This is a genomic window from Streptomyces sp. NPDC026246, from assembly GCF_055567995.1.
This window is the reverse complement of record NZ_JBVHPJ010000002.1, coordinates 872,278-895,288: the sequence shown is the minus strand read 5'-3', so window position 1 is coordinate 895,288 and position 23,011 is coordinate 872,278. Positions and strand designations below refer to the sequence as shown.

The 23,011-nt window shown below is 71.6% G+C and carries 14 protein-coding genes; 11 read left to right on the top strand and 3 right to left on the bottom strand.

The features are described from left to right. Window positions 1–205 precede the first annotated feature (205 nt). The 6 genes from mtrA to ACZ4M5_RS08055 all read left to right on the top strand — a co-directional run bounded on the left by mtrA (window position 206) and on the right by ACZ4M5_RS08055 (window position 8,054). A complete protein-coding gene (gene mtrA / locus ACZ4M5_RS08080) occupies window positions 206–895 on the top strand; it encodes a two-component system response regulator MtrA (RefSeq protein ID WP_189561841.1) in 690 nt (229 codons plus the stop codon). A gap of 1 nt (window position 896) precedes the next feature. Continuing rightward, window positions 897–3,071, top strand: a complete 2,175-nt coding sequence (mtrB, locus tag ACZ4M5_RS08075) for an MtrAB system histidine kinase MtrB (protein WP_467734214.1) — start codon at window positions 897–899, stop codon at window positions 3,069–3,071. Beyond that, entirely contained in the window at window positions 3,061–4,887 is a 1,827-nt protein-coding gene (locus ACZ4M5_RS08070) for an LpqB family beta-propeller domain-containing protein (protein WP_467734212.1), read from the top strand. Before mtrB ends, ACZ4M5_RS08070 begins: the two co-directional genes overlap by 11 nt. 282 nt (window positions 4,888–5,169) lie before the next feature. Then, entirely contained in the window at window positions 5,170–6,090 is a 921-nt protein-coding gene (locus ACZ4M5_RS08065) for a ComF family protein (protein WP_467734292.1), read from the top strand. Between the two features lie 313 nt (window positions 6,091–6,403). Further along, window positions 6,404–7,105 carry a ribosome hibernation-promoting factor, HPF/YfiA family gene (gene hpf / locus ACZ4M5_RS08060; protein ID WP_467734210.1) on the top strand — a complete coding sequence of 234 codons (702 nt, stop codon included), beginning with the start codon at window positions 6,404–6,406 and terminating at the stop codon, window positions 7,103–7,105. 205 nt (window positions 7,106–7,310) lie between these two features. After that, window positions 7,311–8,054: a response regulator gene (locus ACZ4M5_RS08055; RefSeq protein ID WP_398109958.1), complete on the top strand. Its 744-nt coding sequence runs from the start codon at window positions 7,311–7,313 to the stop codon at window positions 8,052–8,054. Window positions 8,055–8,150: 96 nt separating this feature from the next. Here the strand turns inward: ACZ4M5_RS08055 and ACZ4M5_RS08050 are convergent, their stop codons facing one another. Together ACZ4M5_RS08050 and ACZ4M5_RS08045 are read right to left on the bottom strand one after the other, a co-directional pair. Then, entirely contained in the window at window positions 8,151–9,323 is a 1,173-nt protein-coding gene (locus tag ACZ4M5_RS08050) for a winged helix-turn-helix domain-containing protein (RefSeq protein ID WP_467734207.1), read from the bottom strand. Window positions 9,324–9,390: 67 nt separating this feature from the next. Beyond that, window positions 9,391–9,969 carry a GNAT family N-acetyltransferase gene (locus ACZ4M5_RS08045; protein WP_467734205.1) on the bottom strand — a complete coding sequence of 193 codons (579 nt, stop codon included), beginning with the start codon at window positions 9,967–9,969 and terminating at the stop codon, window positions 9,391–9,393. 281 nt (window positions 9,970–10,250) lie between these two features. Here ACZ4M5_RS08045 and secA point away from each other — a divergent pair, with 281 nt between their 5' ends. Then, window positions 10,251–13,097 carry a preprotein translocase subunit SecA gene (secA, locus tag ACZ4M5_RS08040; RefSeq protein ID WP_467734203.1) on the top strand — a complete coding sequence of 949 codons (2,847 nt, stop codon included), beginning with the start codon at window positions 10,251–10,253 and terminating at the stop codon, window positions 13,095–13,097. Window positions 13,098–13,202: 105 nt separating this feature from the next. Here secA and ACZ4M5_RS08035 read toward each other — a convergent pair whose 3' ends face one another. Beyond that, window positions 13,203–14,117 carry an Rv3235 family protein gene (locus ACZ4M5_RS08035; protein WP_467734201.1) on the bottom strand — a complete coding sequence of 305 codons (915 nt, stop codon included), beginning with the start codon at window positions 14,115–14,117 and terminating at the stop codon, window positions 13,203–13,205. Between the two features lie 458 nt (window positions 14,118–14,575). Here ACZ4M5_RS08035 and ACZ4M5_RS08030 point away from each other — a divergent pair, with 458 nt between their 5' ends. From ACZ4M5_RS08030 to ACZ4M5_RS08015, 4 genes are all read left to right on the top strand, one after another. Then, window positions 14,576–15,091: a DUF6912 family protein gene (locus ACZ4M5_RS08030; RefSeq protein WP_467734199.1), complete on the top strand. Its 516-nt coding sequence runs from the start codon at window positions 14,576–14,578 to the stop codon at window positions 15,089–15,091. 79 nt (window positions 15,092–15,170) lie between these two features. Further along, window positions 15,171–15,836, top strand: coding sequence for an HAD family hydrolase (locus ACZ4M5_RS08025; protein WP_467734197.1), 666 nt, complete (start codon window positions 15,171–15,173; stop codon window positions 15,834–15,836). Window positions 15,837–16,308: 472 nt separating this feature from the next. Next, a complete protein-coding gene (locus ACZ4M5_RS08020; protein WP_467734195.1) occupies window positions 16,309–21,270 on the top strand; it encodes an NAD-glutamate dehydrogenase in 4,962 nt (1,653 codons plus the stop codon). A gap of 165 nt (window positions 21,271–21,435) precedes the next feature. Continuing rightward, entirely contained in the window at window positions 21,436–22,953 is a 1,518-nt protein-coding gene (locus tag ACZ4M5_RS08015; RefSeq protein ID WP_467734193.1) for a hypothetical protein, read from the top strand. Window positions 22,954–23,011: the final 58 nt, after the last annotated feature.

Sequence of the window (23,011 nt, the reverse complement as noted above, 5' to 3'; positions counted from 1 at the left end):
GCCCGTAGGGCCGTCCTTCCCCGTGCTCGCTCCGCGTGGGAGCCGTGTCCCGGGGAGGTCGGCAGACGGGGTGGCGGCGGGGGGCGCCGACCGGTGTAGGGATCATGGGCGGGCGGGCGAGGGCAGACAGTGGCGCTTGCTGCGACTATGGTCACTGGCCGGTGACCTACCTCACCACTGCCTTCGCCACTGTTATGAGAATGGGATGATGTCGTTTATGAAGGGACGAGTCCTTGTCGTCGACGACGACAGCGCACTTGCCGAGATGCTCGGCATCGTGCTGCGTGGTGAGGGTTTCGAGCCGTCGTTCGTGGCCGACGGCGACAAGGCGCTGGCCGCCTTCCGCGAGTCCAAGCCCGATCTGGTGCTGCTCGATCTGATGCTTCCCGGCCGGGACGGCATCGAGGTGTGCCGCCTGATCAGGGCGGAGTCGGGTGTGCCGATCGTCATGCTCACGGCCAAGAGCGACACGGTCGACGTCGTCGTGGGCCTGGAGTCGGGCGCGGACGACTACATCGTGAAGCCGTTCAAGCCCAAGGAGCTGGTGGCCCGGATCCGGGCGCGGCTCAGGAGGTCCGAGGAGCCGGCTCCGGAGCAGCTCGCCATCGGTGACCTGGTCATCGACGTGGCCGGGCATTCCGTGAAGCGGGACGGGCAGTCGATCGCGCTGACGCCGCTGGAGTTCGACCTGCTGGTCGCGCTGGCGCGCAAGCCGTGGCAGGTGTTCACGCGCGAGGTGCTGCTGGAGCAGGTGTGGGGCTACCGGCACGCGGCGGACACGCGGCTGGTCAACGTGCATGTGCAGCGGCTGCGCTCCAAGGTCGAGAAGGACCCGGAGAAGCCGGAGATCGTGGTGACGGTCCGTGGTGTCGGGTACAAGGCAGGACCGAGCTGACATGTCCGGTGACAGTGCCGCTTCGGCGCCCGGCCGGTCCGGGGCCCGCCCGGGGCGGCCTGTCGGGCGGAGGAAGAGCGGTTCGCGCCGGGCACGCCTCCTGGACGGCGGACTGCTCCAGGGCGGGGTGCAGGGCAGCCCGGTCATCCGCCTGTTCATGCGGTGGGTGCGCAGGCCGCTGCTGCCCGTCATGCGGCTGTGGCGGCGCAACATCCAGCTCAAGGTCGTCGTCACGACGCTGCTGATGTCGCTGGGCGTGGTCCTGCTGCTCGGTTTCGTCGTCATCGGCCAGGTGCGCAACGGCCTGCTGGACGCCAAGGTGAAGGCGTCCCAGAGCCAGGCGACCGGCGGGTTCGCGGTGGCCAAGCAGCGCGCCGACGAACCCGCGAGCAGCACCGGCGACGACGTCGCGGCCGGTGACGCCCGTTCCGCGCAGAACGTCACCCAGTGGATGAGCGACCTGGTCTCGTCGCTGTCCAGCGGTGGTCAGGGCGCCTTCGACGTGGTGACGCTCCCCGCCTCCGACGCGGCCGGTGCGGGCGGTCGCGGCCAGCGCGCCTCGGGCGAGGTGAACTGGAGCGAGAGCGTGCCGGCCGCGCTGCGCGAACGGGTCGGACGGGGCACCGCCGCCGCCCAGAGCTACACCCGCATCACCTACAACAACGAGGCGAAGGACTCCCAGCCCGGCCTGGTCATCGGCAAGCAGGTCAACGACCCCAACGGCGACCCGTACCAGCTGTACTACCTCTTCCCGCTCACCCAGGAGGAGAAGTCCCTGAGCCTGGTGAAGGGCACGCTGGCGACGGCCGGGCTGTTCGTGGTCGTGCTGCTCGGGGCGATCGCCTGGCTCGTCGTGCGGCAGGTCGTGACGCCGGTGCGGATGGCCGCGGGGATCGCCGAGAGGCTGTCGGCCGGACGGCTGCAGGAGCGGATGAAGGTCACCGGTGAGGACGACATCGCGCGGCTCGGTGAGGCCTTCAACAAGATGGCGCAGAACCTCCAGCTCAAGATCAGCCAGCTGGAGGACCTGTCGCGGATGCAGCGGCGGTTCGTGTCCGACGTGTCGCACGAGCTGCGGACGCCGCTGACGACCGTACGGATGGCCGCGGACGTCATCCACGAAGCCCGCGAGGACTTCGACCCGGTGACCGCACGGTCGGCGGAGCTCCTCGCGGACCAGCTGGACCGGTTCGAGTCGCTGCTCGCGGACCTGCTGGAGATCAGCCGGTTCGACGCGGGAGCGGCGGCACTGGAGGCGGAGCCGATAGACCTCAGGAACGTCGTCCGGCGGGTCGTCAGCGGGGCCGAGCCGCTCGCCGAGCGCAAGGGCACCCGGATACGCGTCCTGGGCGACCAGCAGCCCGTCGTCGCCGAGGCGGACGCACGGCGCGTGGAGCGGGTGTTGCGCAACCTCGTGGTGAACGCCGTCGAGCACGGCGAGGGCAAGGACGTCGTCGTCCGGCTCGCCGCGGCCGGCGGTGCGGTCGCCGTCGCGGTGCGGGACTACGGGGTCGGGCTGAAGCCGGGGGAGGCGACCCGGGTGTTCAGCCGCTTCTGGCGGGCCGACCCGGCACGCGCGCGTACCACGGGCGGTACCGGCCTGGGGCTGTCCATCGCCCTGGAGGACGCGCGGCTGCACGGCGGCTGGCTGCAGGCGTGGGGCGAGCCGGGCGGCGGCTCGCAGTTCCGGCTGACGCTGCCCAGGACGGCGGACGAGCCGCTGCGGGGATCGCCGATACCCCTGGAGCCGAAGGACTCGCGGCGCAACCGTGGGCTCGACGACGCCGGGCTGCCCTGCGGCGGCGGGGACGGCGAGAAGCGGGCCACCGTACCGGCGCAGCCGGCGGGCGGATCCGCGACGGGCGTGGCACGCGATCCCATACCGCCGCGTGCGGCCGCGGTCCCGCCCACGGCGGACCCGACGGCCCTGCCCGGCAACGGTTCGCGGGTGGTGCCCCGACCGGCCTCGGGCACCGGACGGCCGGCCCAGGACCGGGACCCGGGCAGCGGGAGAACCATCGAGGGCGACCCGGCGGGGGCCTCGACGGGTGCCGACCGGGACCCCGGCACGGACGGACCGCGGACCGCGGACAGGGACGAGGAAGCCGCAGCCTCCGGCGGGGAGACCCGGCCGGGGGATGCGCACAGGCAGGGGGAGGCATCTCGTGGGCGCTGACCGCGAGGGGCGCGGCCGGCGCAGGCACGCGCGCGTGACGGCGTTCGCCACCGGGGGTGTCCTGGTGCTGGCGGGGTGTGCCTCGATGCCGGACAGCGGCGATCTGAGGGACGTGGAGTCCACGCCGCGTCAGGAGACCCAGGTGCGGGTGTTCGCCGTGCCGCCGGGCGAGGACGCCAGGCCCCAGGACATCGTGCAGGGCTTCCTCGAGGCGCTGACCAGCGACGATCCCGACTACAAGACGGCACGCCAGTACCTCACGGGCGACGCCGCCAAGACGTGGCGTCCCGAGGCGTCCACCACCGTGCTGACGGACGGGCCCGGCGCCAAGGCCGTGGGCGCGGACGGCCGGGAGGACACCGGCGAGATGTCGTACATGCTGACCGGCACCAAGGTGGCCACCGTGGACGCGCAGCAGTCCTACGCGCCGGCGACCGGGGCGTACGGCAGGACGGTGCATCTGACGCAGGACGACAAGCGGCAGTGGCGGATCGACGCACTGCCGCAGGGGGTCGTCATGGGTCAGTCGGACTTCCAGCGCAACTACATGTCCGCCAGCAAGTACTACTTCGCCTCGAACACCGCCGAAGCGGCAGCGGACAGCCAGCCCACGGCCGTCGCCGACCCCGTGTATGTGCGCAGGCGCGTCGAGCCGGTGAAGCAGATGGTGAACTCCCTGCTCAGCGGGCCGAACCGGTGGCTCGGTCCGGTGGTCCGGTCGAGTTTCCCGACGGGCGCGGCGCTGGCGAAGAACGCCGGCGCGCTGACTCCCGACGACCGGAACCGGCTGACCGTCCCCCTCAACGGCAAGGCCGCCGGTGTCGGCACCAACCGGTGCGAGGAGATGGCGGCCCAGCTGCTGTTCACGCTGCGCAACTTCAGCCCCACCGTGGACTCGGTCGAGCTGCGGGCCGGCGGGGCGGAGCTGTGCACTCTCGCGCGGGACGGAGCCGACGCGGCCGCCGTCCGCACCACGGCACGCCCCCCGAACTTCCTGTACTTCCTCGACGGCAAGCACCGGCTCGTCCGGACCTCGGTCGGCTCCGGCACCGAGACCGACCCGGCGCCCGGGGCGCTCGGCGACGGCGACACGGCCCTGCGGTCGGCCGCGGTCTCACGCGACGAGCACAGGGCGGCCGGCGTCGGTCTCGACGGCAAGTCGCTGTACGTGGGGTCGCTGGTCTCGGGCGGGTCCCTGGGCGAACCCGTGCTGCGCAGCGCGGGCCCGAGCGAGGCCGACCGGCTGACGACGCCGAGCTGGGACGCCGACGACGGCCTGTGGATCGCCGACCGGGATCCGGACGACCCCCGGCTGCTCCTGCTGGAGGAGGGGAAGGGCGAGCCGGTCGAGGTGCGCACTCCGGAGCTGGACGGGCGGATCCAGTCCGTGCGGGTCGCCGCGGACGGCGTGCGGATCGCGCTGATCGTGGACAAGGGCGGCAAGAAGACGCTGCTCATCGGGTTGATCGAACGGGACGAGAAGCCCGACGGGCAGCCGGACGTCCGGGTCGTCGAGCTCCGCTCCCCGACGCCCGAGCTGGAGAAGGTGACCACCGTGTCGTGGGCCGGTGACAGCCGGCTCGTGGTGGTCGGCCGCGAGCACGGCGGCGTGGAGCAGATGCGGTACGTGCAGGTCGACGGTTCCACGCCGGACGTACCGGCACCCGCAGCGCTGTCCGGCGTCAAGGAGGTCACCGCCTCGGAGGACGACCAGTTGCCGCTGGTGGCGAACTCGGTGGACGGCATCGTGCGGCTGCCGTCGGGTGCGCAGTGGCAGAAGGTGACGGAGGGGACGGCACCGGTCTATCCGGGGTGAGGCGGTCCCGCCTGCCGGACCGGTGACCGGTGTCTTCCCACGGGCGTGCCCTTGAGCGGCTGCCCGCTCCGGCTGCGGGCCGTGGGATTCTGTGCCGTGGGCTTCCGTCACCTGGGCGGTGTGTCTCCCGGGGGCGTTCACCGCGCGGGTCTCACTCGTGTGAGTGACGGGCCGGTCGGTCGGCCCCGGCTTGTCCACAGGCCGTTTTCCACAGGGGTGGCAGGGTCGTGGTCCGGTCGGCAGAGTGGTGGCCGTGCGGGGGTGATGGCCATGGCGATGGCGATGCGGGGCTGGTGGCGTGATCTCACGGATCTGGTGCTGCCGGGGGAGTGCGGGGGCTGCGGGGCGCCCCGTGCGGTGCTGTGCGGGCCGTGCCGTGCGGTGCTCGGCGGGACGGGGGCGTGCCGGGTACGGCCGGACCCGGAGCCGCCCGGGCTGCCGGAGGTGCACGCGGCGGCACCGTACGCGGACGAGGTGAGGGCGGCGCTGCTGGCCCACAAGGAACGTGGCGCGCTGGCGCTGGCCGGACCGCTCGGTGTGGCCCTGGCCGGGGCCGTGCGGGCGGGCTTGGGCAGCCTCTCGGACGGCGCGGCGGCCGCGCATCCGCCGACGGCGGGCAGAGGCGTGGGGAGCGGGGCCCCGGTGCTGCTCGTGCCGGTGCCGTCCGGGCGGCGGGCGGTCCGGGCCCGGGGGCATGATCCGGCCCGGCGGATCGCGCTCGCGGCGGCGGGCGAGCTGCGCAGGTACCGGGTGCCGGCCCGCGTGCTCGCAGTGCTGCGGCAACGGCGGGCCGTCGCGGACCAGTCGGTGCTCAACTCCCGGCAGCGGACGGAGAATCTGGCCGGCGCGCTGGCGGTGGCGCCCGCGGGAGCCGGGCTGCTCTCCGGCGGGCGGGTCGTCCTCGTCGACGATCTGATGACCACGGGGGCCTCCCTCGCGGAGGCCGCTCGTGCCCTGCGCGCGGCCTTGTCGGGGCCGGCGGCGGGGCCGATTCCGAACGCCGCGGGCAGCTCGTCCGTGTACGCGGGAGAGACCTGGGAAGGCAGAGAAGAACAGAACGTCGGGTCAAGAGCGGAGAGGACGGGTCGACGGTCCGGGCGGCAGGAAAACGCGAGCATGGACGGCCTCTGCCGGGGCGTCGATGTGGTGTGCGCGGCAGTGGTCGCGGCGCCACCGGACTCTTTCGAAATAAACCGGAACTGACTGAGATCTTGTGTCGTTGCAGGTAATGAGCTGGCTTATTCACCTGAACGGAGGTACGCCGCAGTAGAGGGTGACGACATCCGTCCGGGCGAGATATGTTCGGTTGAGAGGGAAAGCCGCAGGCCACACCTCTTCGAATCCGAATGCCGTGCTGCGGGTTTTGCGTTCATCACCCGCACCGGTGGAGTGGAGATCTCGCTCATGGGGGAGGAGGTGGAAGTCACCGAGTCCGAGGTTCCGGGACTCACCGGAACCTGGTGCAAAAGGGAGACGCTCCGCAGAGAAGCGGAGCGATCCGGGAACGGAGTTCTGCGTGGACATCGTCGTCAAGGGCCGCAAGACCGAGGTGCCCGAGCGGTTCCGGAAGCACGTGGCCGAGAAGCTGAAGCTGGAGAAGATCCAGAAGCTCGATGGCAAGGTGATCAGCCTCGACGTCGAGGTGTCCAAGGAGCCGAACCCCAGGCAGGCCGACCGCTGCGACCGGGTGGAGATCACCCTCCGCTCCCGCGGTCCGGTGATCCGGGCGGAGGCAGCGGCGAGCGATCCGTACGCGGCGCTCGACCTGGCGGCGGAAAAGCTGGAGGCCCGGCTGCGCAGGCAGCACGACAAGCGCTTCTCGCGCCGTGGCGCGCGCCGGATCCCGGCCGCCGAGGTCGCCGACCACGTCCCGGGTGTGGCGACGCTCAACGGCAACGGCCTGGCGACCTCCGCCGACCAGGAGGAATCCGAGGCGGCCGTCCCGACGAAGAAGATCGGCTCGCTGGAAGTACAGGGTGACGGCCCCATCGTCGTCCGCGAGAAGACCCACGTCGCAGCACCCATGACCCTCGACCAGGCTCTCTACGAGATGGAGCTGGTCGGGCACGACTTCTACCTGTTCGTCGACTCCGAGACCAAGGAACCGAGTGTCGTCTACCGGCGGCACGCCTACGACTACGGCGTGATCCACCTCAGCACGGACACGATGGTCACCCAGTCGCACTCCCCCGAGGCGGGCGGTGCGCTCGGCGGCTGACCGCGCCGGGTGACAGCGGAGCAGGTGCCCCTGGAGCGCGTGTGCGCCCCCAGGGGCACCCCTGTGCGACCACTTCGCGCCCCGCTCCGTCACCCCGGTGTCGCCCGGGCATGGAATCATGAGGGCCCACGGCCCAACCGGTGGGTCGTTGCTCTGGGTTGGCGATGGCTCAGGACCACAGGCCACAGCCTCAGGGGGAGGAACGATGGCGGACAGCTTCGGACCGATGCGTGACGGTGATGCCGGCGGCGTCGTCGGCATGGGCCCGGACACGGGGACTCCACGCAAGGAACCGATCAGAGTCCTCGTGGTGGACGACCACGCGCTGTTCCGCCGGGGTCTGGAGATCGTGCTCGCGGCCGAGGAGGACATCCAGGTCGTCGGGGAGGCGGGCGACGGCGCCGAGGCCGTCGAGAAGGCCGCCGATCTGCTGCCGGACATCGTTCTGATGGATGTGCGGATGCCCAAGCGCGGGGGGATCGAGGCCTGCACCTCCATCAAGGAAGTGGCTCCCAGCGCGAAGATCATCATGCTGACGATCAGCGACGAGGAAGCCGACCTCTACGACGCCATCAAGGCGGGCGCGACCGGTTATCTCCTCAAGGAGATCTCCACGGACGAGGTGGCCACCGCCATTCGCGCGGTGGCCGACGGGCAGTCGCAGATCAGCCCGTCCATGGCGTCGAAACTGCTCACCGAGTTCAAGTCGATGATCCAGCGCACGGACGAGCGCCGGCTGGTGCCCGCGCCCCGCCTGACGGACCGTGAACTCGAAGTCCTCAAACTCGTCGCGACGGGTATGAACAACCGGGACATCGCCAAGGAGTTGTTCATCTCCGAGAACACCGTGAAGAACCATGTGCGCAACATCCTGGAGAAGCTGCAGCTGCACTCCAGGATGGAGGCGGTGGTGTACGCGATGCGCGAGAAGATCCTCGAAATCCGCTGACGCCCCACGGGCGCGCGGCCGGACGGCCGTCCGTCACATGACGGCCGTCACACGTCGGCCGTCACACGTCGGCCGTCCCACGACGGCGTCACACCATCACGCGGTCAGCCGGGCCAGCTCCGTCACGAGGGCAGCGCGCAGGTCCGGGGCGTCGACCCGCTCCACGCGGACGTCCGAGCAGTCCACCCAGGTCGCCGCCTCGGCCAGGGCCTGGGCGACGGCGGGAACCGCCTTGGGGCCGTCGAGCGTGACCTGCTTCGCCACGAGCGTGCTGCCCGCCCGGGCCGGGTCGACGCGGCCGACCAGCCGGCCGCCCGCCAGGACCGGCATCGCGAAGTAGCCGTGGATCCGCTTCTGCCGGGGCACGTAGGCCTCCAGGCGGTGGGTGAAGCCGAAGATCCGCTCCGTACGCGCCCGTTCCCAGATGAGGGAGTCGAAGGGCGACAGCAACGTCGTGCGGTGACGGCCGCGCGGGGGAGACGCCAGCGCCGCCGTATCCGCCCAGGCCGGCTTGGACCAGCCCTCGACCGTGACCGGGACGAGCCCGGAATCGGCGATCACCGCGTCGACCTGCTCGCCCTTGAGACGGTGGTAGTCGGCGATGTCCGCCCGCGTGCCGACCCCAAGGGACCGGCCCGCCAGAGCCACCAGGCGGCGCAGGCACTCGGCGTCGTCCAGTTCGTCGTGCAGCAGCGGCTCCGGGATCGCGCGCTCGGCGAGGTCGTAGACGCGCTTCCAGCTGCGGCGCTCCACGCACACCACCTCGCCGTACATCAGGGCGCGCTCCACGGCGACCTTCGAGCTCGACCAGTCCCACCAGTCGTTGGTCTTCTTGGCACCGCCCAACTCCGTGGCCGTCAGGGGCCCTTCGGAGCGGAGCTGCTTGATGACCTGGTCGTAGGCGCCGTCCGGCAGCTGGTGGTTCCAGTGCGGCCGGTTGCGGTAGGCACGGCGACGGAACGCGAAGTGCGGCCACTCCTCGATGGGCAGGATGCAGGCGGCGTGCGACCAGTACTCGAAGGCGTGCGTGTCCCGCCAGAAGGCGTCCTCCACGGTCCTGCGGCCGACCGCGCCCAGGCGGGCGTAGGGGACCAGCTCGTGGGAGCGGGCCAGGACCGAGATGGTGTCGAGCTGTATCGCGCCCAGGTGGCGCAGGACGCCGCGGACGCCGGCGCGGCGGTCGGGGGCGCCGAGGAAGCCCTGGGCGCGCAGCGCGATTCTGCGGGCCTCGTCCGCCGAGAGCTCTACGTGGGGGCGCGGGGTGGTCATGCTCCGCACGATAGGGGGTGGGACTGACAGTGCGTCGTGACCTGCGGAGAACGTCTCACCGGCGGCCTCACGGCTGCGTCCGTCCCGCGGGCAGGTACGGGGCCGTGGACGGCAGGCCCAGGTCACAGGGGAGCAGGGAGCCCACCCAGGTGTCGCGGCGTACTCCCTTGTTGTTCGTGGCGGCCCGCAGCGTGCCCTCGACGGTGAAGCCGGCGCGTTCCGCCACCGCGCGGGAGGCCCGGTTGCCCACCTCGGCGCGCCACTCGACGCGGTCGAGCGCGAGATCCGTGAAGGCCCAGCGGCACACCGCGAGGGTGGCCTCGGTGATGTAGCCGCGGGAGCGATGCCGCCGGGTTCCCCAGAAGCCGATCTCGGCCGCGCCGAGGCCGCGCATCGTGAGGCCGAGCATGCCCGCCAGCTCTCCGGAGCGCAGGAAGACGCCGAAGGTGAACATGGAGCCGTCCGCCCAGCCGTCCGGGGCCATCTGTTCCGTGAAGCCCTCGGCGTGTTCGCGCAGATAGGGCGAGGGGATCGTGGTCCAGCGCTGGATGTCGGGATCCTGACAGGCCTCGTACACCGCGTCGGCGTCCGGGGGGCCGACCGTGCGCAGCAGGAGGCGGTCCGTGGAGAGGGTGACGGGGTCCATCGGCCGATTCTGCTCGGAGTGCGTCCGCGGGGGCCATCCCTTTGCCCGCGGTGACGCGTTGATCACGCTTCGTGCAAGTCGGCGGGGGGATGCGGCACCATCCGAGGGGCCCGGGCGTTGTCCTTCATGGAACACACGTGAATCAGATTGGAAGCAGCGGACGGTAGCCGTCACGGCAGGCCCTCCCGGCGCGGTGGGGTCCTCGCATACGATGGCCGTTGCTCAGTACGTCCAGTGGTAACCAACCGTCCCAGGCCCGACCGGCAAGGAGACCAACCCCCGTGTCCGTCCTCTCGAAGATCATGCGTGCAGGCGAAGGCAAGATCCTGCGCAAGCTGCACCGCATCGCGGACCAGGTCAACTCCATCGAAGAGGACTTCGTCGACCTCTCCGACGCCGAGCTGAGGGCCCTCACCGATGAGTACAAGCAGCGGTACGCCGATGGTGAGAGCCTGGACGACCTGCTGCCCGAGGCCTTCGCCACCGTCCGCGAGGCCGCCAAGCGCGTCCTCGGCCAGCGTCACTACGACGTGCAGATGATGGGCGGCGCCGCCCTGCACATGGGGTATGTGGCCGAGATGAAGACCGGTGAGGGCAAGACCCTCGTCGGCACGCTGCCGGCGTACCTGAACGCGCTGTCCGGCGAGGGCGTCCACATCATCACGGTCAACGACTACCTGGCCGAGCGCGACTCCGAGATGATGGGCCGCGTCCACCGCTTCCTGGGTCTGAGTGTCGGCTGCATCCTCGCCAACATGACGCCGGCCCAGCGCCGCGAGCAGTACGCCTGCGACATCACCTACGGCACGAACAACGAGTTCGGCTTCGACTACCTGCGCGACAACATGGCGTGGTCCAAGGACGAGCTGGTCCAGCGCGGCCACAACTTCGCCATCGTCGACGAGGTCGACTCCATCCTCATCGACGAGGCCCGTACGCCGCTGATCATCTCCGGCCCGGCCGACCAGGCCACGAAGTGGTACGGCGACTTCGCCAAGCTGGTCAAGCGCCTCAAGCGCGGCGAGGCCGGCCAGCCTCTCAAGGGCATCGAGGAGACCGGCGACTACGACGTCGACGAGAAGAAGCGCACGGTCGCCATCCACGAGTCCGGCGTCGCCAAGGTCGAGGACTGGCTGGGCATCGACAACCTCTACGAGTCGGTGAACACCCCGCTGGTGGGCTACTTGAACAACGCCATCAAGGCGAAGGAACTGTTCAAGAAGGACAAGGACTACGTCATCATCGACGACGAGGTCATGATCGTCGACGAGCACACCGGACGTATCCTCGCCGGCCGCCGCTACAACGAGGGCATGCACCAGGCGATCGAGGCGAAGGAGGGGGTGCCGATCAAGGACGAGAACCAGACGCTCGCCACGATCACGCTCCAGAACTTCTTCCGCCTCTACAAGCGCCACGACCACAGCGGCAAGGAAGAGCCGGGTCTGTGCGGCATGACCGGTACGGCCATGACGGAGGCCGCCGAGTTCCACCAGATCTACAAGCTCGGCGTGGTGCCGATCCCGACCAACCGGCCGATGGTCCGCAAGGACCAGTCGGACCTGATCTACCGGACCGAGGTCGCCAAGTTCGAGGCGGTCGTCGACGACATCGAGGAGAAGCACCGCAAGGGTCAGCCGATCCTCGTCGGCACCACCTCCGTCGAGAAGTCCGAGTACCTCTCGCAGCAGCTCAGCAAGCGCGGCATCCAGCACGAGGTGCTCAACGCCAAGCAGCACGACCGGGAGGCGACGATCGTCGCCCAGGCCGGCCGCAAGGGCGCGGTCACGGTGGCCACGAACATGGCCGGCCGCGGTACGGACATCAAGCTCGGCGGCAACCCCGAGGATCTCGCCGAGGCCGAGCTGCGCCAGCGCGGCCTGGACCCCGAAGAGCACATCGAGGAGTGGGCGCAGGCCCTGCCCGAGGCGCTCGAGCGGGCCGAGAAGGCCGTCAAGGCCGAGAAGGACGAGGTCGAGAAGCTCGGCGGCCTCTACGTGCTCGGCACCGAGCGGCACGAGTCGCGGCGTATCGACAACCAGCTGCGCGGTCGTTCCGGCCGTCAGGGCGACCCGGGCGAGTCCCGCTTCTACCTGTCCCTCGGTGACGACCTGATGCGGCTGTTCAAGGCGCAGATGGTCGAGCGCGTGATGTCGATGGCGAACGTCCCGGACGACGTGCCGATCGAGAACAAGATGGTCACGCGCGCGATCGCCTCCGCGCAGTCGCAGGTCGAGCAGCAGAACTTCGAGACCCGCAAGAACGTCCTCAAGTACGACGAGGTCCTCAACCGCCAGCGCGAGGTCATCTACGGCGAGCGGCGCCGCGTCCTGGAGGGCGAGGACCTGCACGAGCAGGTCCAGCACTTCATGGACGACACCATCGACGCCTACGTCCAGGCCGAGACCGCCGAGGGCTTCCCGGAGGACTGGGACCTCGACCGGCTGTGGGGCGCGTTCAAGCAGCTCTACCCGTGCAGCGTCACGGTCGAGGAGCTGGAGGAGGCGGCCGGCGACCGCGCCGGACTGACCGCCGAGTTCATCGGCGACTCCGTCAAGGACGACATCCACGAGCAGTACCAGGCGCGGGAGACGCAGCTCGGCTCCGAGATCATGCGCGAGCTGGAGCGCCGGGTCGTGCTGTCGGTCCTCGACCGCAAGTGGCGCGAGCACCTCTACGAGATGGACTACCTCCAGGAGGGCATCGGCCTGCGCGCGATGGCGCAGAAGGACCCGCTGGTCGAGTACCAGCGCGAGGGCTTCGACATGTTCACCGCGATGATGGAGGGCATCAAGGAGGAGTCCGTCGGCTACCTGTTCAACCTGGAGGTCCAGGTCGAGCAGCAGGTCGAGGAGGTCCCGGTCGAGGACGCCAAGCCGGTGGCCGACCTGGAGAAGCAGGACGCGGTGCCGGCGCAGGCCGGTTCGCGGCCGGAGATCCGCGCCAAGGGGCTCGACGTCCCGCAGCGGCGCAACCTCCACTTCTCCGCGCCGACGGTCGACGGCGAGGGCGGCACCATCGAGGGTGACTTCACCGAGGACGGCGAGCCGGTGCGCTCCGCCGCCGACGGTCTCACCCGTGCGGAGCGGCGCAAGCAGGCGAAGGGCCGGGGCCGCCGCAAGAAGTGACGCACGCGGCAGTGTCGTGACGGCCTGACGGGCCGGACACCCCTGGGTGTCCGGCCCGTCGTCGTGCCCGGGCCGACCCCGGCCGGAGCGGGCTCGGGGAGCCGGTCAGTCCGTGCCGGAGTGGGGTGGGCGGGGGCCGCCGAGTTCGACCGCCGTGCAGCGCCAGCGCAGGTCCTGGCCGAGTTCCAGGCGGAAGGCCATCGCGCGCAGCTGGTCACCGGCGCCGATGCGGGCGAACGCCTCGATGGCTCCCGGGCGGGGCTCGCAGTAGCCGATGTCCCGCACGACCGGCCGGGCACCGCGGGTGCGCAGCGGGCCGCGCTCGGCCAGCCAGGCCAGTTCGTCGTAGGCGCGGCCACGGGTGTGGCGGAGCATCGAGTGGACGGGGCGGTGGCCGCTCAGCACGGCGAGGAGCAGGTCGGCGAAGCGGTCGGTGGGGAGCAGGTGGGGGACGGGTCGACGGGGCGTCTGGGACGGCACACGGGGTGTGGCGGGCAGCGGGCCCGGGGCGGGAGCGCGGGTGGCTCCCCCCGGGGTCGCCCGCACGGAGGGCGGGTGCGTGACCGTCGAGGCGGGCATGGCGCCGCGCTGTGCCTTGGCTACGGCACGCGAGGGGGTCCGGCGGGTGCCGGAGGGAGTCGGCGGGCGGGTGTCGCCGGGGCGGGTGTGCGGGCGCCTGCCGCGCGCGGAGGCAGGAGGCCGGTCCCCGGCAGCGGTCGGGCGAGTGGTGCCGCCGCCGGGGCTGCGGGGCGGGGTGGTGCCGGCAGAGGTGCGGGGTTGCCGGTCGGTGCGGGCAGCGGTCGTGCGGCTGGTGCCGCCGCCGGGGCTGCCGGTCGGGGTGGTGCCGCCGCCGGGGCTGCCGGTCGGGGTGGTGCCGCCGACTGGGTCGCGGGGCGGGGTGGTGGCGTCGGAGGTGCGGGCTCCGAGGCCGGCTTCCCGGTTGCCCGGAGGGGGCGTGGTGGGTCCGGCGCTGGGTGGCGTGACGGCCGGGCGCCAGGCCCTGGTCATGACCTTGTACATGGGGGTCCCCGTTCGCGGGCCCGGTGGATACCGGGGAGTAACTTCGTGGTCGGTGATCTTGTACGGGCTCCGCGGAGGCCGCGGCAAGGCGACCGGCACTCGTGTCGAGGGGCACGACGGGTTCACCTATCCGGGTGGTGTCCGGGGTGCCGAGCCCGGCGGGACGGGGTGAGCGGGGGTGAATCCGAGGAGCACGGTGGACGGGTCCGGCGTCACGGGGCGGGACTCGAAAGGGGACACCGCGCACGTATCCTGAGGGCCGTCCAGGCCTCCCCGGGCGCCACCGCGGGCACGACCATCGAGCCCGGCCCGCACCGCCCACCCAGGGCCGCTCCGACCTCGTACAGACCCGACCTCGTACAGACCCGACCCCATACAGGCCCGGCCACCGGCCGACCCGAACCCGTACGACCCGAACCCGTACCGACCCACCGACCCCACCAGGAAAGCGGCCAGCCATGCGTGTCTACGTGCCCCTGACCCTCCCCGCCCTCGCCGAGGCGTACACGACGGGCGAGCTGGGAGGCGGGCCGCTCGTCGCCTACGCCGTGACGCCCGCGCTGCGCGAGTGGTACCTCTCCGACGACATCGAGGAGCTGGAGTACGCCGCGCTGAACCGGGCCGCACTGGCCTCGCTGCGCCTGCTGGCCGACGATCCGCGGGCGCCGCGGCGCCGGGTCGTGGTCGCCGTGGACGTCGCCGACCGGGCCGCGACCACCGACCCCGGCCGGGGGCTCGACCCCGCGGCCCTCGGCGAGGTGCGGGTCGCGGGAGCCGTACGGCTGGCCAAGGCGGCGTCGGTGCACGTCGACGCGGCGGACGCGGAAGCGGACGTGGCGGCGGCGGCCGACGCGCTGCCGGCGGCGGACGGCGGGGACGACGACTCCCAGTTCGTCGTGGACGGGGCGGAGGACCACGAGCTGCTCTGGTTCGCCACACAGGAGATCCCGAACCTGGTGGGGCGCGGGGACTGAGCCGGCCGGGCTCCCGTCCGCCGGGGGCGCTTCGCGGCCCGATCTCCAGTTTGTCAGTGGGGCCGGGTACGTTTTGGGCATGGGGACGAAGACGGGCGGGCACATCGTCTGGGACTGGAACGGCACGCTGTTCCACGACAACGACGCGATCATCGGCGCGACGAACGCGGCCTTCGCCGAGCTGGGGCTGCAGCCGCTGACGCTGGAGAAGTACCGGGAGCTGTACTGCGTACCGGTGCCGAAGTTCTACGAGCGGCTGATGGGGCGGCTGCCGACCGAGGCCGAGTGGCTGGTCATGGACGACATCTTCCACCGGTACTACGCGGAGCACCGGGTGTCGTGCGGGCTGACCGTGGGGGCGGTGGAGCTGCTGACCGGGTGGCGGTCGGCCGGGCGCAGCCAGTCGATCCTGAGCATGTACGTGCACGAGGAGCTCGTGCCGCTGGTGCGCGGATTCGGCATCGAGCCGCACTTCATACGGGTGGACGGGCGCACCGGGCCGTCCGGGGGCAGCAAGGCCGAGCACATGGTGCGCCACCTGAAGTCGCTCGCCGGTGTGGACCCGGAGCGCACGGTGGTGATCGGCGACGCCGCGGACGACGCGGTGGCCGCGCTGCACGTCGGGGCGAGAGCCGTGCTGTACACGGGGGGTTCGCACAGCCGGGCGAGTCTGGAATCCGTAGGGGTGCCTGTGGTGGACACCTTGGAGGAGGCCGTCGCCGAGGCGGAGCGGCTGGCGGCATAGCGGGAGGCCGGGCGCGGGCCGACGGCCTGCGGGAAAGCGTCCCGACTGTGCAGAACGTCAAAGTTCAGGGCCTGCTTTTGTACACATACGGCTCATGACGGGGGCCCTGTGGGGAGCGATAGCCTTGGTGGCGTGATCAGCGCGATAGCTCGCGGGGACATCGTCGTCCCTGCCCTGCGCCCGGAGAGCACGGACGACATCCGTGTCCGGGCGGCGGTCGCTGGTCTTTGCGGGCGGGACGGGGCGTCGAGGACGCCCGGGACGCCGAGCACCTCCCGGGTCCGGGCGTCGCACCGAGCAGCGTCACACCGGTGGAGCAGCTCAAGAATGGCTCAGACACCCCCGCTCATCTCATCTTGCGGCATACCGTCGGACCAGACCGGATACCCCGTGTCACGACGTGAGGTCGTAAGCACAGAGGCCGTACTTCCTTCTACGTCACGCAACGGCGCGCGACAGGAGCCAGAGGACAATGCAGACCAAGCTGGACGAAGCCAAGGCCGAGTTGCTCGAGAGGGCCACCCGGGTAGCTGAGAACAGCCCGGTCGGGGGGCACCTACCGACCGGGTCGACGGGCGAGGAGACCCCAGACGCCCCGCACGCCCCGGACCGCGAGTCCCTGCTCACGTTCCTCCAGCGTTACTACCTGCACACGGCCCCGGAGGACCTGACCGACCGCGACCCGGTCGACGTCTTCGGCGCGGCCGTGTCGCACTACCGGCTGGCGGAGAACCGCCCCCAGGGCACGGCCAACGTGCGGGTGCACACGCCCACCGTCGAGGAGAACGGGTGGACCTGCAGCCACTCGGTCGTTGAGGTCGTCACCGACGACATGCCCTTCCTCGTCGACTCGGTCACCAACGAGCTGACCCGGCAGGGACGCGGGATCCACGTCGTCATCCACCCCCAGTTCGTGGTGCGGCGCGATGTCACCGGCAAGCTGATCGAGGTCCTGCCCACGCCCGCCACCGGCGCCGTCGACCTCCCGCACGACGCGCACGTCGAGTCCTGGATCCACGTCGAGATCGACCGCGAGACCGACCGCGCCGATCTGAAGCAGATCACCGCCGACCTGCTGCGCGTGCTGTCCGACGCCCGCGAGGCCGTCGAGGACTGGGGCAAGATGCGGGACGCGGCCATCCGGCTGGCGGAGGGGCTGCCGGACGAGCCCATCCCCGGGGACCTGCCCGGCCCGCAGGTGGAGGAGGCCCGCGAGCTGCTGCGCTGGCTGGCCGACGACCACTTCACGTTCCTCGGCTACCGCGAGTACCAGCTGCGCGACGACGACTCCCTGGCCGCCGTCCCCGGCACCGGGCTCGGCATACTGCGCGCGGACCCCCAGCACGCCGCCGAGGAGAGCCACCCGGTCAGCCCGTCCTTCGAGCGGCTGCCCGCCGACGCCCGGGCCAAGGCGCGCGAGCACAAGCTGCTCGTGCTGACCAAGGCGAACAGCCGCTCGACCGTGCACCGGCCGTCGTACCTGGACTACATCGGCGTCAAGAAGTTCGACGCCGAGGGCAACGTCATCGGTGAGCGCCGGTTCCTCGGACTGTTCTCCTCCGCGGCCTACACCGAGTCCGTGCGCCGCGTGCCGGTCATCCGGCGCAAGGTCGAGGAGGTCCTCGCGCAGGCCGGATTCTCGCCCAACAGCCACGACGGGCGCGACCTCCTGCAGATCCTGGAGACGTACCCGCGCGACGAGCTGTTCCAGACCCCGGTCGACGAGCTGCGCGCGATCGTCACCTCCGTGCTCTACCTCCAGGAGCGCCGCCGGCTGCGGCTCTACCTGCGTCAGGACGAGTACGGGCGCTACTACTCCGCCCTCGTCTACCTCCCGCGCGACCGCTACACCACGGCCGTGCGCCTGCGGATCATCGAGATCCTGAAGGAGGAGCTCGGCGGCATCAGCGTCGACTTCACGGCGTGGAACACCGAGTCGATCCTGTCCCGGCTGCACTTCGTGGTGCGGGTGCCGCAGGGCACCGAGCTGCCGCAGCTGTCCGACTCCGACAAGGAGCGCATCGAGGCCCGGCTGATGGAGGCCGCCCGCTCCTGGGAGGACGCCTTCGCCGAGGCGCTCAACGCCGAGCTGGGCGAGGAGCACGCGGCCGAGGCCATGCGCCGCTACGCGCACGCCTTCCCCGAGGGCTACAAGGCCGACCACAACCCGCGTGCCGCGGTCGCCGACCTGGTCCACCTGGAGCAGCTGAACACCGAGGCGGGCGAGGACTTCGCGCTCAGCCTGTACGAGCCGGTGGGCGCCGCCCCCGAGGAGCGGCGCTTCAAGATCTACCGCACGGGCGACGCGATCTCCCTGTCGGCCGTGCTCCCGGTCCTCAACCGGCTCGGCGTCGAGGTCGTCGACGAGCGGCCCTACGAGCTGCGCTGCTCGGACCGCAGCGTCGCCTGGATCTACGACTTCGGCCTGCGCATGCCCCGCGCACAGAACGGCGGCGGGGACTACCTCGGGGACGACGCCCGCGAGCGGTTCCAGGACGCCTTCGCCGCCACCTGGACCGGCAAGGCCGAGAACGACGGCTTCAACGCGCTCGTGCTGAGCGCCGGGCTGACCTGGCGCCAGGCCGTGGTGCTGCGCGCGTACGCCAAGTACCTGCGCCAGGCCGCGTCCACGTTCAGCCAGGACTACATGGAGGACACCCTCCGCAACAACGTCCACACCACCCGGCTGCTCGTCTCCCTGTTCGAGGCGCGGATGTCGCCGGACCGGCAGCGGGCGGGCCACGAGATCGTGGACGCGCTGCTGGAGGAGGTCGACGCGGCACTCGACCAGGTCGCGAGCCTGGACGAGGACCGGATCCTCAGGTCGTTCCTCACGGTCATCAAGGCGACCCTGCGGACCAACTTCTTCCAGGAGGCCGCGGGCGGGCACCCGCACGACTACGTCTCCATGAAGTTCGACCCGCAGGCCATCCCCGACCTGCCGGCGCCGCGCCCCGCGTTCGAGATCTGGGTGTACTCGCCGCGCGTGGAGGGCGTGCACCTGCGCTTCGGCAAGGTCGCCCGCGGTGGCCTGCGCTGGTCCGACCGGCGTGAGGACTTCCGCACGGAGATCCTCGGCCTGGTCAAGGCGCAGATGGTCAAGAACACGGTCATCGTGCCGGTCGGCGCGAAGGGCGGCTTCGTCGCCAAGCAGCTGCCCGACCCGAGCGTGGACCGCGACGCCTGGATGGCCGAGGGCATCGCCAGCTACAAGACGTTCATCTCGGCCCTGCTCGACATCACCGACAACATGGTGGCCGGCGAGGTCGTCCCGCCCGCCGACGTCGTCCGGCACGACGAGGACGACACCTACCTCGTCGTCGCCGCAGACAAGGGCACCGCGACCTTCTCCGACATCGCCAACGGGGTCGCCGAGAAGTACAACTTCTGGCTCGGTGACGCCTTCGCCTCCGGCGGCTCCGCCGGCTACGACCACAAGGGCATGGGCATCACCGCCCGCGGCGCCTGGGAGTCCGTCAAGCGGCACTTCCGGGAGCTGGGCGTGGACACCCAGAGCCAGGACTTCACGGTCGTCGGCATCGGCGACATGTCCGGTGACGTGTTCGGCAACGGCATGCTGCTCTCCGAGCACATCCGGCTGGTGGCGGCCTTCGACCACCGGCACATCTTCATCGACCCGAACCCGGACGCCGCCACCTCCTACGCCGAGCGCCGCCGCCTGTTCGAGCTGCCCCGCTCCAGCTGGGAGGACTACAACACCGAGCTGCTGTCGCCCGGCGGCGGCATCTTCCCGCGCACGGCCAAGGCGATCCCGGTCACCGCGCAGATCCGCGAGGCCCTCGGCATCGAGGCCAAGGTCGGCAAGCTGACCCCGGCCGACCTGATGAAGGCGATCCTCCAGGCCCCGGTGGACCTGCTGTGGAACGGCGGCATCGGCACGTACGTCAAGTCCTCGGCCGAGTCCAACGCCGACGTCGGGGACAAGGCCAACGACGCCATCCGCGTCGACGGCCAGGACCTGCGCGTCAAGGTCGTCGGCGAGGGCGGCAACCTGGGCCTGACCCAGCTCGGCCGGATCGAGTTCGCGCTGCACGGCGGCCGGATCAACACCGACGCCATCGACAACAGCGCGGGCGTGGACACCTCCGACCACGAGGTGAACATCAAGATCCTGCTGAACGGCCTGGTCCGGGACGGCGACATGACCGTCAAGCAGCGCAACAAGCTGCTCGCCGAGATGACCGACGAGGTCGGCCACCTGGTGCTGCGCAACAACTACGCGCAGAACACCGCGATCGCCAACGCCCTCGCCCAGTCCGGCGCCATGCTCCACGCCCAGCAGCGCTTCATGAAGCACCTGGTGCGCGAGGGGCACCTCGACCGGGCGCTGGAGTTCCTGCCCACCGACCGGCAGATCCGCGAGCGGCTCGCCCAGGGCCAGGGTCTGACGGGGCCGGAGACGGCCGTGCTGATGGCGTACACGAAGATCACGGTCGCCGAGGAGCTGCTGCACACCTCGCTGCCGGACGACCCGTACCTCAGCACGCTGCTGCACGCCTACTTCCCGACGAAGCTGCGCGAGCAGTTCCCCGAGCACCTGGTCGGCCACCCGCTGCGCCGCGAGATCACCACGACGGTCCTGGTGAACGACACGGTCAACACGGGCGGTACGACCTACCTGCACCGGCTGCGCGAGGAGACCGGCGCGTCGCTGGAGGAGATCGTGCGGGCGCAGACCGCGGCCCGGGCGATCTTCCGCCAGTACCCGGTGTGGGACGCGGTCGAGTCCCTCGACAACAAGGTCGAGGCCGAGGTCCAGACCCGCATCCGGCTGCACTCGCGGCGTCTGGTGGAGCGCGGCACCCGCTGGCTGCTCAACAACCGCCCGCAGCCGCTCCAGCTGGCCGACACGGTCGACTTCTTCGCGGACCGCGTCGAGCAGGTCTGGGGGCAGCTGCCGAAGCTGCTGCGCGGCGCCGACCTGGAGTGGTACCAGAAGATCTACGACGAGCTGTCCGGCGCGGGCGTGCCGGACGAGCTGGCCACGCGCGTGGCGGGCTTCTCCTCCGCCTTCCCGACGCTGGACATCGTCTCGGTCGCGGACCGCATGGGCCGGGAGCCGATGGACGTCGCCGAGGTCTACTACGACCTGGCCGACCGGCTGCGCATCACCCAGCTCATGGACCGCATCATCGAGCTGCCCCGCGCCGACCGCTGGCAGTCCATGGCCCGCGCGGCGATCCGCGAGGACCTGTACGCGGCGCACGCGGCGCTGACCGCCGACGTCCTGGCCGTCGGCGACGGCACCTCGACGCCGGAGCAGCGCTACAAGGCGTGGGAGCAGAAGAACGCGGCGATCCTCGGCCGTGCCCGCAGCACGCTGGAGGAGATCCAGAGCTCCGACGCGTTCGACCTCGCCAACCTGTCGGTGGCGATGCGCACGATGAGGACGCTGCTGCGCACGCACTCCTAGCGCACACGGCGTACGGAGCGCCCCGGGCCGCGACCGGCCCGGGGCGCTCCGTGCTTCGCGCCGCCCGGCGATTCGAGTTCGTCGCGCCGCCCGGCGGTTCGAGTTCGTCGCGCCGCACGGGCGGTTCGAGTGGAGGACTCACCCGATCCGGCCGAGGCTGGGTGCGTGACCGTGAACGCGTCCCCGGGGCGGGCCTCCGCTCCCGCCGCCCCACATGCGCGCGCCCTGCCCGGACCGGCCGTCCTCGCCGCTCGGGCCGCCGCCGCGCTCGTGGTCGTGCTGCTGGTCCTGGTGGTCCTCCGGCTGCCCTGGGCGGGCGACCTCGGGATGCACGCGGCGACGGTCCAGCGCCTGCGGCACAGCCTGGTCGCCCCGGGCGATCCGCTGGTCGACGCGGCCGTGCCGAGCCCGTACTACTCGCCGTGGACGGTCGTCCTCGGCTGCCTGGCCCGGGTGAGCGGCCTGTCGGTCTTCGTGGTGCTGCGCCTGGCGGCGTTCGCCGCGCTCGGGCTGCTGCTGACCGGGGTGTGGCGGTACGTGCGCACGCTGAGCGGCCGTCCCGCCGCACCCGCCCTGGCCCTGCTGAGCCTGCTGCTCCTGTGGGGTACGTCCCTGTTCAACTGGAGCGGCTTCCACGGGCTCAACTCGCTGGCGCTGACGGTGTCGTACCCGAGCGTGTTCACCCTGGGGCTGGCCTTCCACCTGTGGGCGTGGCTGGGGCGGGCGGTGCGCGGTGACGCGGGGCCGGGGATGTGGCTCGGGCTCGGGGTGCTGGGGGCGGTGATCCTGCTGTGCCATCAGTTCATGGGTGTGGTGGCGTCGCTGGGGGCGGTCGCGACGGTGTTCGCCGCCCGGCCCGGGCGCCGGGTGTGGCCGCGGATCGGCGCGGCAGCCGTGGCCGGGCTCGGAGTGCTGCTGCTGTGGCCCTACTACGACTTCTTCGCGCTGCTCGGGTCGGGCGGCGGGCTGGAGGCGGTGCACCGGCCGCTGTACGACGACCTGCCGGGGCGCTACTGGCTGGTGCTGCTCGGAGTGGCGGCGCTCGGGGCACGGTGGCGGCGGGACCGGCGGGACGCGCTGGTGCTGTTCTTCGCCCTGGGGCTGGCCGTCGTGGCGGCGGGCGGGCTGAGCGGGCACTACTCCTGGGGGCGGGCGCTGCCGGCGGTGCTGATCCCGGCGCAGCTCGCCGCCGCGCTGGCGGCGCTGGAGGCCGGGCGGCGCGCGGTGCGGGCCGGGTGGGCGTGCGTGCTGGGCGCGGCGCTCGCGCTCGGCGCGTGGACCCAGGCCGGGACGCTCGGCTACGTCGTCGGCCCGCACGACCTGCCGACGGCCGTCGCGGAGAAGTACCGGCGGCCCTGGGCGGGCTACCACTGGCTGACGCCGTGGGTGCGGTACGGCGACGTGGTGATGGCCCGCCCGGGACGCCCGGCCCGGCAGATCCCGGCGTACGGGGCGTACACGGTCGCGCCCGGGTACCCCGACTTCTTCCTGCCCGACGAGGCGGCCCGGGAACGGGCGGTACGGCGCTGGTTCGCCCCGGGGACGCCCGACGGGGAGCGCGCGCGGATCCTGCGGACGTACGGGGTGCGGTGGGTCGTGGCGGGGCCGGGCGCACCGCACCCCGGGCTGAGGGAGGTGACCCGGGGGCCGGAGGGGCAGGTGCTCTACCGGGTGCTGCGGTGAGCGGCACGGCCCCGGAGCGCACGGGACGCTCGGCTACTCCAGGGCGCTCGGCTCTTTC